General features: G+C 71.4%; 13 protein-coding genes. 7 read left to right on the forward strand and 6 right to left on the reverse strand.

All coding sequences use genetic code 11. The features are described from left to right. Positions 1-133: 133 nt before the first annotated feature. From PV364_RS08215 to PV364_RS08230, 4 genes are all read left to right on the forward strand, one after another. Complete coding sequence (locus PV364_RS08215) at positions 134-709, forward strand: TetR/AcrR family transcriptional regulator (RefSeq protein WP_319659064.1); 576 nt, start codon at positions 134-136, stop codon at positions 707-709. A 106-nt stretch (positions 710-815) separates the two neighbouring features. Then, positions 816-1,610: an oxidoreductase gene (locus tag PV364_RS08220; protein WP_319659065.1), complete on the forward strand. Its 795-nt coding sequence runs from the start codon at positions 816-818 to the stop codon at positions 1,608-1,610. A 159-nt stretch (positions 1,611-1,769) separates the two neighbouring features. Further along, positions 1,770-2,162: a PPOX class F420-dependent oxidoreductase gene (locus PV364_RS08225; RefSeq protein WP_319659066.1), complete on the forward strand. Its 393-nt coding sequence runs from the start codon at positions 1,770-1,772 to the stop codon at positions 2,160-2,162. 144 nt (positions 2,163-2,306) lie between these two features. Next, positions 2,307-2,843 (forward strand): SRPBCC family protein, encoded by a 537-nt coding sequence (locus PV364_RS08230; RefSeq protein WP_319659067.1) that lies wholly within the window; start codon positions 2,307-2,309, stop codon positions 2,841-2,843. On the opposite strand, the gene PV364_RS08235 is transcribed toward PV364_RS08230, so the two are convergent. Then, the gene (locus PV364_RS08235) at positions 2,828-3,493 is read right to left on the reverse strand and encodes a hypothetical protein (protein WP_319659068.1); all 666 of its coding nucleotides are present in this window, start codon (positions 3,491-3,493) and stop codon (positions 2,828-2,830) included. The two genes, PV364_RS08230 and PV364_RS08235, sit on opposite strands and share 16 nt — an antisense overlap. A gap of 242 nt (positions 3,494-3,735) precedes the next feature. On the opposite strand from PV364_RS08235, the gene PV364_RS08240 reads away from it, so the two are divergent. After that, entirely contained in the window at positions 3,736-4,212 is a 477-nt protein-coding gene (locus PV364_RS08240) for an ATP-binding protein (protein ID WP_319659069.1), read from the forward strand. Then, the gene (locus tag PV364_RS08245) at positions 4,209-4,646 is read left to right on the forward strand and encodes a Fur family transcriptional regulator (RefSeq protein WP_319659070.1); all 438 of its coding nucleotides are present in this window, start codon (positions 4,209-4,211) and stop codon (positions 4,644-4,646) included. The genes PV364_RS08240 and PV364_RS08245 overlap by 4 nt, the downstream gene beginning before the upstream one ends. Before the next feature lie 79 nt (positions 4,647-4,725). Here the strand turns inward: PV364_RS08245 and PV364_RS08250 are convergent, their stop codons facing one another. From PV364_RS08250 to PV364_RS08270, 5 genes are all read right to left on the reverse strand, one after another. Beyond that, positions 4,726-6,570: an alkaline phosphatase family protein gene (locus PV364_RS08250; protein WP_319659071.1), complete on the reverse strand. Its 1,845-nt coding sequence runs from the start codon at positions 6,568-6,570 to the stop codon at positions 4,726-4,728. A gap of 184 nt (positions 6,571-6,754) precedes the next feature. Beyond that, positions 6,755-8,011 (reverse strand): iron uptake transporter deferrochelatase/peroxidase subunit, encoded by a 1,257-nt coding sequence (gene efeB, locus PV364_RS08255; protein WP_319659072.1) that lies wholly within the window; start codon positions 8,009-8,011, stop codon positions 6,755-6,757. After that, a complete protein-coding gene (locus tag PV364_RS08260) occupies positions 8,008-9,204 on the reverse strand; it encodes an EfeM/EfeO family lipoprotein (protein WP_319659073.1) in 1,197 nt (398 codons plus the stop codon). The genes efeB and PV364_RS08260 overlap by 4 nt, the downstream gene beginning before the upstream one ends. 182 nt (positions 9,205-9,386) lie before the next feature. Beyond that, a complete protein-coding gene (wrbA, locus tag PV364_RS08265; protein ID WP_415924533.1) occupies positions 9,387-10,052 on the reverse strand; it encodes an NAD(P)H:quinone oxidoreductase in 666 nt (221 codons plus the stop codon). 169 nt (positions 10,053-10,221) lie between these two features. After that, a complete protein-coding gene (locus PV364_RS08270; RefSeq protein ID WP_319659075.1) occupies positions 10,222-11,610 on the reverse strand; it encodes an MFS transporter in 1,389 nt (462 codons plus the stop codon). A 252-nt stretch (positions 11,611-11,862) separates the two neighbouring features. Here PV364_RS08270 and PV364_RS08275 point away from each other — a divergent pair, with 252 nt between their 5' ends. Continuing rightward, entirely contained in the window at positions 11,863-12,540 is a 678-nt protein-coding gene (locus PV364_RS08275; protein WP_319659076.1) for a TetR/AcrR family transcriptional regulator, read from the forward strand. Positions 12,541-12,614 lie beyond the last annotated feature (74 nt).

The raw sequence follows: 12,614 nt of genomic DNA on the forward strand, positions 1-12,614 counted from the left end.
AATCGGTCTTTCCCGGGCAGTGCAGCAGAGGGCGCGCGCGGCGGGCAACCGAATTAGGGCCGGTAGTGCCGCAAGGGGCCGGGCCGCGAAGATTTTTTATCGATCAATCCACAACCGTGCTACGGTGGGCACCATGGGACGCACCCGGGAGTTCGACACCGACCAGGCCATCGATCGAGCGATGGACCTGTTCTGGCGCCGCGGCTATGCCGAGACGTCCCTGCAGGACCTGCTCAAGGAACTGTCGATCGGAAGCGGCAGCCTGTACTCCGCCTTCGGGTCAAAGGAGCAGCTCTACGCCAGAGCCCTGGAACGGTACTGCTCACAGCAGGCCGGAGGCCTGACGGAGATCCTGGAGAACGCGACCGAGATCCGGCCCGCGGTGCACCAGGTGCTCACGGAGATGGTCGAGGCCGATCTGGCCGACCCCAGCCGGGGGTGCCTCGTCGTCAACGCCGCCACCGAGCGCGGCGACGACCCCGACACGGTGGACCGCGTCGCGGCCGCCATGCGCTCGGTCGAGTCGGCCCTGGCGGGCGCCCTGGAACGGGCGAAGTCCCGTGGCGAACTGTCCCAGGACAAGAATCCGGTGGAACTGGCGCGCTTCCTGACCACCTTCGTCCAGGGCCTCCGCGTCGTCGGCCAGGCACGCCTCGGCCGGACGTTCACGCAGGACGCGGTCGCGACCGCGCTGCGCAGCCTGGACTGACCTCCTCCCCCGCACTCCCTCGCCACAGTGGCGGCGCTGCACTGGCGCCCGCCCGCAGCTCACCGTACCGTCATTGTTTATCAATCAATCCAGAAAAGGACATGTCATGGAACTGCGCCTCAAGGACAAGGTCGCTGTCGTCACCGGGGCCAGCAAGGGCATCGGCCTGGCCATCGTCGAGGCGATGGGCCGGGAAGGGGTCCGCGTCGTCGCGGGCAGCCGCGGCTCCACCCCCGAACTCGACGCGCTGCGCGACACCTACGACGTCACAGTCGTCCCGGTCGACCTGTCCACCGCCGAAGGGGCCGAGACGCTGGTGCGGCGCGCCGTGGAGCAGCACGACCGGATCGACATCCTCGTCAACAACCTCGGCGGCGCGGACGCCCGTTCCGGCTTCCTGGAGGTGGGCGACGCCGAGTGGCAGCGGATCTTCGACCTGACCTTCTTCAGCGCGGTGCGCACGAGCCGCGCGGCGCTCCCGCACCTGCTCGCGGCCGAAGGCGCCTCGATCGTGAACATCAGCTCGATCAACGCCCGGCTGCCTTTTCCCATGGTCGTGGACTACTCGGCGGCGAAGGCCGCACTGACCAGCCTGACCAAGGCACTGTCGGAGGAGTTCGCGCCCCGCGGCGTGCGCGTGAACGCGGTCTCCCCGGGGCCGGTCCGCACCCCGTTCTGGACGGCCCCGGGCGCCTTCGCCGACGCCACGGCCAGCGCCGCCGGCACCACGGCACAAGAGGCCCTCGACGTGGTCGTGCCGCAGAGCATGGGCATCAGCACGGGCCGGATCACCGAGCCGCACGAGGTCGCCGACCTCGCGCTCTTCCTGGCCTCGCCGGTGGCGGCCAACATCACCGGCGCCGAGTTCCTCATCGACGGCGGCCAGAACAAGACCATCTGAGCGCCGCCCCGGAACCGCGGCCCCCGGCGAGGGGGCGACACGGGGCAGGGGCGCCCGGGCAGGCGCCGACGATGAGGCGGCAGGGGGGGAGCCGTCCGGGGGCGGACCGGGCGACCCGTAGGCTGCGCCCGCCGGAAACCACCGCACCGAGGGATCACTGTGAAGCTCACCGCCGCACTGCTCGATCTGCTGAACCGCCCCAGCACGTGCTACCTCGCCACGACGATGCCGGACGGCTCGCCGCAGCTGACCCAGACCTGGGTCGACACCGATGGCGAGCACGTGCTCGTCAACAGCGTCCAGACCCACGTGAAAACCCGGAACATCCAGCGGGATCCGCGCGTGGCGGTGACGATCTCGGACCCCGACCACCCGTCCCGCTACTTCCAGGTCCGCGGGCGCGTGATCGAGGTGACGACCGACGGCGCCGCGGAGCACATCGAGAAGCTGTCCCAGAAGTACACGGGCGGGCCCTACGCATGGTTCGGCGGGCGTGACCAGGTGCGCGTCCTCTTCGTCATCGCTCCGGAGAGCATCAGCGGCACGGGCTGACCCCACCGCCACCCCACCGCCACCTCAGCGCCGGCGGTTGCCCGGCGAACTTCGTCTCACCCGTTCGAGAGCACTGCTCTTGACTCTGATCAATGCACCACGAGAGCATTGCTCACAGTCCGAAGCATGCGTCAACGTTCATGAATGGGGTTCGCCATGAAACTGCTCTACCACGGCCCGAGCCGGCAGGTCCTCCACGACCAGCTCGCCAAGCGCCGGCGCATCGACGCCGACGCGCCGGTCGTGAGCATGTCCGAGGTGCGGATCGAGGCGCCGCCGGAGCGGGTCCGGCGGATCATCGCCGACCCCTCCGGCCGGTCGTCCGTGCCGCCCGGCCGCCGTGTCGTGCGGCTCGACGACGGCGCGACCCGCGGCGCCGAGTTCATCTGGGCCATGGGCCGGAAAAACATCAGGTCCCGCTTCGCCGTGGTCGACGAGGGGCGAGAACTCACCCGGACCGGCGTCGCCATGGGCGTCAAGGCGGTGGACCGCCAGGTGCTCACGGCGACGCCGGACGGCGGGACCGTCCTGCGCATCGAGGAGTCGATGGCGGCCCCGCTCGTCCGCCTCCTGTTCAGTCCCCGCAAACTCAGTGCGCAGCACGGGATACGGCCGGCCGCCGTCAAGGCCGCCGCGGAGGCCCGGGCTCGTGCCGGGGCGGGTGCTCAGCCGCGCGGATAGCCGATCTGCTCGATGTCCTTGACGAGATCGGCCGGGTCCACGTCCGGGTTGAGCGCAGCGATCACGTCGCCGGTCAGCGGGCGCAGGTCATGGACATGTCGGACGGCCTCCAGGTCGACCGCGCGCTCGTAGTAGTCCTCGGCGAACTCCCGATAGGCCTCTGCCGAGCGGTCGGCCAGCAAAGCGAAAAGAGCGCCCGCACCGTCCGGGTCGTCCGTCCCGTCCTCGGGGAAGTCGATCGTCCCCGCCCGCCACGCGTCGTCCTGCGGCTGCCGCCACATACAGACGGTCACCACCGGAGTGCCGTCCTCGTCCGAGAACGCCGGCTCATCGACGTACGGGCGGAAGACCTCGGGCACCTCGTCGAGGACACCCGGCCAGGGGCCGTCGGCCGCATAGGGGCTCATGTGCGAGTCATGGGCGAACCCGCAGACGTAGGCGCCCGCCGGCGAGAAGACGATCGCGTACTCGTCGCCTGAGCCGTTCCGCATCGAGGCCATTTCCTCGGTCCCGGACCACCGGGAGTCGAAGGAGTAGTAACGGTCCGCCCACTCGGGGCTGAGGATCGCATCCAGCATGGCCAACGCACGGCAGTGGTCACGGAGTACAGGGATGCCGGGCAGGCGCCGGGCGGTGTCGTGAACGGTCATGCCCACATCCAAGAGCATGCCGTTGGCGGACCCGCACCCGCCCACGGCAATGCCGGCCGCCGGCCGACCCCGGATTCCGGACACCTCCGCGAACCATGACGTGGAGTAATCATCAGGCGCTCTCCAGCAACTGGAGCGACACCTATCGAGGAGGTAGTCACTTCACTTGACCCACTCCAGAAAAGTAGTAATGTCGCATTTGAGGCTTCCTTGCCCATCCATCCCCTGGGCAGGTGTTGATCATGGACGCCGCACTCCTTCCCTCCCATATCCCTTGTTCCGGCGACCACGGACCGCAATCCACGCCGTCCGCGGCCGTGGGCTCCTGGGCCCTGCCCTGGTCCAGTCAGGCCTGCCACCATGCGCGCGCGGCGGTCCGCGGGGCGCTTCACCAGTGGGGCCTGGACGATGTCGCGGACACCGCGGAACTCCTGGTCAGCGAACTGGTCGGCAACGCTCTGCGGCACGCTCGCGCACCGCTGGCGCTCAACTGCGTGCTCCTGGGCGACACCGTGTGCTGCGTCGTCATCGACGGAAGTCCGGACCTGCCCCAGGTCATGAGGGCCGGTTCCGAGGACGAGAGCGGGCGCGGGCTGGCGCTCGTGGAACAGCTCTCCGCACGCTGGGGCTCCGACAGCACCCCCGTGGGCAAGGCCGTGTGGTTCGAGCTGCACCGCCGGCCCGATGGGTCCCCGGCCGGCACGGAGAGTCACCGGTGACCGCCGTCGAACCCATGGCCGCCGCCACCGCCCGGCTGCGCGCGGCGGGGTTGCGGGTGACGGCGCAGCGCATCGCGCTGCTCATGGCCGTGGACGAGTCATCTGGCCACGCCGACGCCGAGACCCTGCGTGAGGTGGCCGGCCGTGTCACGGGAGGCCTCTCCCTGCAGGCCACCTACAACGTCCTGCGCGCCCTCGTGGACGCGGGGCTCGTCCGTTGCACCCTGATCCCGGGCCACCCCGGCCGGTACGAGACCGAGAGCGGCGACAACCACCACCACTTCGTCTGCCGGTCCTGCGGCAGCATCCGCAACGTGAAGTGCGCCGTGGGCCGTGCGCCGTGCCTGGACCCCGGTCTCCCCGACACGTACACGGTCGACGAGGCCGCCGTCACCTTCTGGGGGCGGTGCCCCGACTGCGCCGTGGCGGACTGACGCCGAACACGAACGGAGGGCCCGCCTCCACAGCGGGCCCTCCGTCACAGCGACCGTCGCATCGGCCGGCGCGGCCGCGTCAGGCGGCGGTGCGCCGGTTGCGCCGGACCGTGAACCAGGTGCCGGTGCCACCGGCGGCCAGCAGCGCGCCGACGGCCAGGCCCACCGGCAGCGCCGGGAACGCCGGGGCGTCGCTGGTCGCGGCGGTGGTCCTCATGGCCGGCCCCGGCGTGATGCTGGTGCGGACCGGTGCCACGTGCCGGATCGGGCCGTAGGACTTGACCGAGCCGTCCGTGTTCAGCACCAGTTGCTTGTTGTTCGGGTGCCGGAAGTCGAACATGCCCGTGAGCGAGCCGGCCGTGGCGTCGAAGGAGTGGTCCCCGACCCGCCCGGTGCGCCAGTTGTCCTCGACGAAACGGATGATCGAGGACTGGTCCGTCAGCGTGTGGTCCACCTTGTTGACCTTGCTGTACGGGGAGACGACCAGGAGCGGCTGACGGGTGCCCGGCCCGCAGCGGTCCGCGTAGCCGCCCGCGGCCTTGGGGCCTGCCTGGCACGCGGGGCTGTCGGTGGTCTTGCCGTTGGAACCGACCGTGGTGTCCTTCGAGCCGTTGCGCGGCTTGACGAAGGTGTGGTCGTACCAGCCGTCGGAGTCGTCGTACGCGACGACGACAGCGGTGGAGCTCCACTGCGGCGACTGCTGCACGGCGTTGATCTGCTGGACGAGGAAGTGCTGCTCGTCGATCGGGTCGGAGTAGGCGCCGTGGCCGTCCTGGTACTCGGGCGCCTTGACGAAGCTCACGGAGGGCAGCTTGCCCGCCTTGAGGACCGCGTCGAAGTCCGAAAGGTCGTAGTTGTGGTTGGCCTGGCCGTTGTGCCCGATCTCGTCGAGGCTCTTGGGCGGCAGGTGGTGCGGGTTGGACGTCGACTTGAAGTACTCGAACGGCGAGTGGTGCGGGCTGTAGTCCACGACCGCCGCGCCGCCGATGTTGGCGTGCGTGGTGTCGCACTTGGCGTAGTCGCCCTGCTTGCCGTCCCACGCGGTGGAGGGCCGGAAGCCGCCCTGGAACCAGCCCCAGCTGACGTTCTTGGCGTTGAGCAGGTCGCCGATGTTGCGGCCCTGCATCGCGCCGAGCGCGTTGGTGCTGGTGTGGTCCTTGTCGGAGCAGTCGTCGTAGGCCGGGTCCGGGTCGTTGATGACCGTGCCGACGCCCTTGGAGTTCGGGGAGGCAACGGTGTAGGCGTCCGGCGTGGACGTCTGCTTCGGGTGCTCGGTGCCCGTGGCCGGGTCGACGGAGGTGACGCCGTGCGTCTGACCCGCGATCAGGTTGAGCGCGCCCGGGGTGGACGGGCCGTAGACCGAGCTGAAGGAGCGGTCGCCCAGGGTGTAGTGCTGGGCGTAGTTCCACAACGCGGTGACGGTGTTGCCGTCGTAGTAGTCCATCACCAGGCCGGGCTCGCCGAAGAGGCCGCCGCTGCAGGTGTCCACGTTGGTGTTCTGCACGAACTGGTCGGCCTTGCCGCCGTTGTAGGCGTACTGCTCCGGCCCGTAGTTGTGGTTCTGGTCGCAGGTCAGCGCCTGCGAGGAGGCCAGCCGCTTCGGCGCGTACTGGTTGGGGTTCTTCGTCAGCAGCCCGGCGTGCGCCAGGGTGTCGACGTCCCGGGGGGTGTTCTTGGCCGCCGTGAATGTGGTGCCGTCGGTGTTGGCGGCCTTGGGGTAGGTGCCGAAGTAGTGGTCGAACGAGACGTTCTCGTCGAAGAGGACGACCACGTGCTTGATGGGCGTGGCCGTCGAGGGGGCGGGATGGTGCCTGGTGGGTGTCGCGGCCCAGGTGGCCGCGCTCCCGCCGAGCACGGTGAGCGCGGCGGCGCCCGCAAGCGCCCCCAGGCTCCGCATCGCCGCTCGTCTCTGCCTGCTGATCATGTTCTCTCACGCTCCGCGGAGGATCGTTGCCTTGGCGTACGTTCTCGGATACTCCGCCCGCAGAACGGCCTGATACCGGAGCGTTGATGGCCACGGGATGAACACAGGGTCAGGGAAGCCGGGCCAAAACTTGACCACCAGTTGACCCGGGGCACCTGCGGTGCCCGGACGGTGCGGGCAGGGTTCAGCCGAGCAGGGCGCGCCCGTACCAGTCGTCCGCGTCCCGCACACCGGGCAGGGCGAAGAAGTAGCCTCCGCCGAAGGGCTTGATGTAGTCCACGAGCGGTTCGCCCGCCAGACGGTGCTGCACGGCCTCGAACTGGCGGGCCAGGTCCTGCTGGTAGCTGCAGAAGATCAGGCCCATGTCGAGGTTGCCGTTGGAGTCCGCGCCCCGGTCGTAGTTGTAGGGGCGCCGCAGGATGCGCTGGTCGGAGGTGCCCGCGGTGCGGGGGTTGGCGAGCCGGATGTGGCTGTCCAGGGGTATGACGTCGCCCTTGGGGTCGTCCGCGTAACGGGGGGCGTCCCGCTCGTGGTTGCCGTCGAGCGGCGCCCCGGACTCCCGGGCCCGGCCGAACATCCGCTCCTGCTCCGGGAGCGAGACCCGGTCCCAGAACTCCACGAGCATCCGGATCAGCCGGACCACCTGGTAGCTTCCGCCGACCGCCCAGTCCGGCTCACCGGCGCCCTGCCCCACCCACACCAGGCGGTCCATCTCGCGGGCGTCGGAGGGGTCCGGGTTGGCCGTGCCGTCCCTGAACCCCAGGAGGTTGCGCGGGGTGCCGGCAGGGCGCGGCGGGCTGCTGAATCCGTCCAGCCGCCAGCGGACCTGCATGCCGCCGCGGGTGTGCCGGGTGATGTCGCGCAGCGCGTGCAGCACGGTGTCCGTGTCGTCCGCGTGCAGTTGCAGGCTGACGTCGCCGTGGCACCACTCGGGCAGCAGGTCGTCGTCGGGGAATGCGGGCATCGCCGTCAGCCGCCGGGGCCTGCGGTCGCCGAGGCCGAAACGGCCGTCGAAGAGGGAGCCGCCGACGCCCACGGTCACCGCGAGCGCGCCGGCGGGCACCCGCTCCCCGAGCAGCCCTGAATCGGCGGGCGGTCCGGTGATGCCGACCGGTCGCGGCAGACCGCCGGAGGTGAGCGCGCGGGCGCGGTCGGTGAGCGTGCGCAGCAGGTCGGTCAGTTCGGCGCGGGTGCCGGCGGTCACGTCGAGGGCGGTGACCGCGGTGACCCGGCGCGCGGCGGCGATCACCGACTGCTGGTGCCTGCCGTGGAACGGGGCGACGGGTGTGCCGGCCGCTTCGCCGCCACCGCCCGCACCGCCCTCGCCGGCGGGGGGCGGCGCGGCGGCGCCGGCGGCGAGCCCGGCACCGGCCAGAGCCGCGCCGCGCAGGAAGCCGCGCCGTCCGACTCCCCCGCCGCCCGGTCGCCCCGCGGAGCTCACACCGTCCTCCGCGGCTCGCACAAGGTGGCCACCGACGCCAGCCGTTCGACCAGTTCGTCCAGGGCCGCGTCGACCTTCTCCCGCTGGGCGCGGGTCAGCCGGGACAGCGGGGTCCACTCGCCGTCCGGGGCGAGCCCGTCCAGGGTGTCCTGCGTCTCGTCCAGTTCGCGGTCCAGCTCCGGCAGTTCCGGGTACCGCGTCGAGAGCAGGGGGCGCAGCCGGGACAGGACCTCGCGGGTGCCGTCGAGGTTGGCACGGGCGGTGGCCAGATTGCTGCCGCTGCCGTAGTCGGTCCGTCCGGTCAGCTCGAACTGCACGGTGTTCTCCAGGATCTCGTGTGCCCGCAGGCCGAGTTGGGCCGGGTCCATGCGGGTCTGCGACCAGCTGTCGCGCAGCGCGGTGACGGCTGCCACCAGGGCACCGGCCGGGGCGCGCAGGCTGCCCGCGGACCGGCCGTGCCACAACCCGTACTCGATGCGGTGGAAGCCGGTGAAGGACGGGTCGCCGACGCCGCCGGGCAGGCCCGCGTCCGTCCCGTTGATCTGCCCGTCCGCGTCGCCGAAGGCGTCGTAGGCGGCGCCGAGCCGCTCGTACTCCAGGTGCGCGGGCAGCCAGGCCCTCCGCGCCGCGGCAAGATCCCCGCGGTCGACGGCGTCGCGCACGTCCCCGGTGAGCCGCACCACGCGGTCGAGGCCTCCGGCGACCCACTTCTGGTAGGCGATGGACGGCGGGACCAGGTCCTGCCGGCTGACGGGGGCGGCCGCGGGGCCGCCCTGGCCCGACGTGACACGGACCGTGGGCCCGGTGATCGCGTCGCCGTCGTCGGGTACGCACCGGAAGGCGTACGCGCCCTTGCCGAGGTCGACGGTCAGCGAACGGGTCGTGCCGGGGCCCACGCCCTCGACCTCGCCGTACACGGCCCTGCTCGCCGGGTCCTCCAGGTAGACCTCGGAGGCCACGTCGGAGGTGTTGCGCAGGTCGAAGACCTGAAGGCCGGGCCGGGCGTCGTCCCAGCCGTGGCCGCAGGCGCCGCGCGACACCTCGACGGTGGTGTGCCGCGGTCCTGCCGCGGTCGTGGTCGTGGCGGGCGGGTCCTGCCAGGGGACGACGGCGGCGAAGACGGCGAGCACCACCACGAGACCGGTGGCGCCCCACAGGCGGGACGAGCGCGACCCGGGGCCGGGCAAGGGCATTCCGGGCCTCCCCCGGTGTCGTACGGTGCGTTGATCACCTCATGCTAGGCAGCGGAATCAGGTCAAAACGTTTCCCAGAGGAATCGATGACCAAGAGTTCCCTCCTGGTTCACCCGGCCCGCCGCACATACGCGAAGGCCGCCGCCCCCGGAGGGACGGCGGCCTTCGGCCGACCGGGAAGGTCAGAGGGAGCCACCGGGCTTGAGCGCGGCGGCGATGCGGGTCACGCGGGCACCCAGGTACTGGGCGGCCTCCAGACGGGCGGCGTCCGGGAGGTCGGCACCGTTGTTGGAGGGGTGCGAGGGGCCGTAGGGGTTGCCACCGGCCGCGAAGAGCAGCGGGTCCGTGTAGCCGGGGGACGCGATGAGTCCACCCCAGTGGTAGAAGGTGTTGTTGATCGCCAGGATGGTGCTCTCCTGACCGCCGTGGGCGTTGGCCGCGGAGGTGAAGGAGGCGTAGACCTTGTTCGCCAGCTTGCCCTGGGCCCACAGCGGGCCGGTCTGGTCGAGGAACTGCTTGAGCTGCGCGGCCGGCAGGCCGAAGCGGGTCGGCGAGCCGACGAGCACGGCGTCAGCCCACTCGAGGTCGTCGTTGGTGGCCTCGGGGATCTCCTGCGAGACGCGGTGGTTCTCGGCCCACACGGGGTTGCTGTTGATCGCGGCCTCGGGCGCGAGCTCCGCCACGCGACGCAGCCGGACCTCCGCCCCCTCCTTCTGCGCGCCCTCGGCGATCGCCTGCGCCAGGCTCCGCACCGAGCCGGTGGCCGAGTAGTAAATGATCGAGACGCGTGTCACGTGTATCGCTCCTTGCTGTGCCGGATCTTGCGGGCAGGGCACCGCCCTCCGCATGGTTGAACGTTAAACGACTATGCCGCAATCCGCCAGTTCCGGCATCGGAAGTGGCACGCGTCTCACCGCACACGGCGCCCTCGCCGCGAGCGGACGCCGCGCGGCACCCTCGGGACCCGGCAGAACCGGTCGCCCAACGGCCCATTCGAGCACCCGATGTGACGCCACATCAGGCAGCGGCCGCGGCCTCGGCGATCTGCTCCGCGCTCGGCGCGATCCTGGGTGAGGCGAGGGTCACCAGCACATTGACCACGGCGAAGGCGGCCGCAACGAGCAGCCCGCGGTGGAAGCCCTCGACCAGAGCCTGCTGCGGCGCCGTGCCGTCGGCGAGCGCGGCGTCGGCACGCGAGACGGACAGGGTCGTCGCGAGGGCCAGCCCCAGCGCGCCGCCGACCTGGTAGAAGGCGGTGACCACGCCAGAGGCCGCACCCGCCTCGTGGTGCTCGACGTCCACGACGGCCGCGATCTGGGCGGGGACGCCGACGGCGATGATGCCGGCCCCGAAAAGGATGAGCCCCGGCAGCAGGTGCGAGGCGTATCCGCTGTCCGCGCCCGTCCGGGCGAGCAGCAGCAGGCTCAGCGCACTGAGCACGGCGCCGGACAACTGGACGGTGCGCGTGCCGAAGCGGTGCACCAGCGGAGGGGTCACCACGGCGACGAGGATGGCGGCGGCACCCATCGGCAGGATCTCCATACCGGTCCTCAGCGCCGAGGCGCCACGGACCTGCTGCAGGTAGATCGCGGTCAGGAAGAACATCGTCAGGAAGGCCGCGCCGTTGAGGGCCAGGGCGCCGCTGGACGAGCTGAGGGCACGGGAACGGAAGAGCCGCAGCGGCACCAGGGGCGCCGCGGAACGGGCCTCGACCGCGACGAAGGCGGCCAGCAGGGCCACCCCCGCGACGAGGCAGACGACCACCTCGGCCGAGCCCCAGCCCACCGGCTCGGCGCGTACCACGCCGTAGACCACGGCCAGCAGTCCCGCGGTGCTCAGGCCCGAGCCCAGGACGTCGAATCCGCGGCCCGCCTGCCGTGCCGTGGCGCGGATGATCAGCGGGGTGGCCGCGATCAGGGCCACGACGACGGGGACGTTGACGAAGAAGACCCAGCGCCAGCCGAGGGAGTCGACGAGCAGTCCGCCGGCCACCACGCCCAGCGTGCCGCCGAGGCCCGCCAGGCCGCCCCACACGCCCATGGCGATGTTCCGCTGCCTGCCGTGCGCGAAGGTGACGGTCAGGATCGACAGCGCCGCCGGGGACATCAGCGCCCCGCCCAGCCCCTGCACCGCCCGGGCGGCGATCAGCTCACCGGGGGTGTCGGCCAGGCCGACGACGAGCGAGGTGACGCCGAAGAGGGCGAGGCCGGCGAGGAAGACCCGCCGGGAGCCCAGCAGGTCGGCGGCGCGGCCGCCGAGCAGCAGGAATCCGCCGAACAACAGGGTGTACGCGCTGATGACCCACTGGAGGCCGTCGGTGGTGAAGTCCAGATCGGTCTGGATATGGGGCAGTGCGACGTTCACGATCGTCACGTCGAGCACCACGGTGAATTGTGCGAGGGCCAACACCGTCAGGGTCGCCCAAGGGCTGCGCCGCATGGAATTCCTCGTCAGAACGGGAGAACGGGAGGGTGGGACAGGGGAGTTGTCACGCCTTCGAATGCCGCCTCCCCGGACCGGGAACGGGCCGGAACCGTGCCGGGGGGAGCGATGTTTACAGCGTAAGCATAGGCATGAGATTACAGCGTAAACAAGCCTGTCCTCGCACAAGCCCCCGCACATGTACGCTGTAAACCCGGCCGGTCAGGGAGGGCGCACATGGAGTCACCGCGAAAGCGCCTGGACCGCGACGTCCTCGTGACCACGGCCCTCGCCCTCGCCGACGCGGAGGGACTGACCGCCGTCACCACGCGCCGCGTGGGCCAGGAGCACGGGGTCTCGCCGATGGCCCTCTACCGGCACTTCCGCGACAAGGACCAGATCCTCGACGCCATCGCCGAGCGCCTGCTGTCCGAGGTCCGGCTCCCCGAACCGGACGACCGCGTCTGGGACGTCCAGCTGCGCGACGTGCTCACCGCGCTGCTCACCGTCCTGCGCCCGCACGCCGCGGCGGCCGGGCTCGTCACCACCCGCATCCTGGGCTCGCCGCCTGGGCTCGCCATCGCGGAGCGGACCCTGGAACTGCTGGCCGCCGCCGGCTTCGGGGTCGAGCAGGGTGCGGAGATCGCGAGCCAGTCCCTGTGCTCGATGGTCACGCTCGTCGTGACCGAACCGGGGCGGGTCCAGACCGAGGACCCGCAGGCCCGGGAGGACGCGGTCCAGGCGAAGCGGGCGTCACTGGAGTCGCTCTCCCCCGTGCGCTACCCGCACCTCGTCGCCGCGGCGGGCGCACTGGCGTCCTGCGCGAGTGGCGACGTCTACTACGCGCGCGGCGTCGAGCTCCTCGTCGCCGGAATTCGCGGCGTCCGCACCGGGACACCCACCCCCGCCGTCTGACGCGGGGCCGCTCCGCCGCCACGGCGACCACCAGAGCACACTCCAGGGCCGGCCGCGCGCTGCCGCGCGCCCGT

Source organism: Streptomyces sp. MI02-7b (assembly GCF_033793585.1).
GTDB lineage: Bacteria > Actinomycetota > Actinomycetes > Streptomycetales > Streptomycetaceae > Actinacidiphila.

Coding starts and splice junctions, on each gene's coding strand:
- PV364_RS08235 (WP_319659068.1), bottom strand. CDS start 3,493: ATGACCGTTCACGACACCGCCCGGCGCCTGCCCGGCATCCCTGTACTC.
- PV364_RS08240 (WP_319659069.1), top strand. CDS start 3,736: ATGGACGCCGCACTCCTTCCCTCCCATATCCCTTGTTCCGGCGACCAC.
- PV364_RS08250 (WP_319659071.1), bottom strand. CDS start 6,570: ATGATCAGCAGGCAGAGACGAGCGGCGATGCGGAGCCTGGGGGCGCTT.
- PV364_RS08260 (WP_319659073.1), bottom strand. CDS start 9,204: ATGCCCTTGCCCGGCCCCGGGTCGCGCTCGTCCCGCCTGTGGGGCGCC.
- PV364_RS08230 (WP_319659067.1), top strand. CDS start 2,307: ATGGGGTTCGCCATGAAACTGCTCTACCACGGCCCGAGCCGGCAGGTC.
- PV364_RS08275 (WP_319659076.1), top strand. CDS start 11,863: ATGGAGTCACCGCGAAAGCGCCTGGACCGCGACGTCCTCGTGACCACG.
- PV364_RS08220 (WP_319659065.1), top strand. CDS start 816: ATGGAACTGCGCCTCAAGGACAAGGTCGCTGTCGTCACCGGGGCCAGC.
- wrbA (WP_415924533.1), bottom strand. CDS start 10,052: ATGCGGAGGGCGGTGCCCTGCCCGCAAGATCCGGCACAGCAAGGAGCG.
- PV364_RS08215 (WP_319659064.1), top strand. CDS start 134: ATGGGACGCACCCGGGAGTTCGACACCGACCAGGCCATCGATCGAGCG.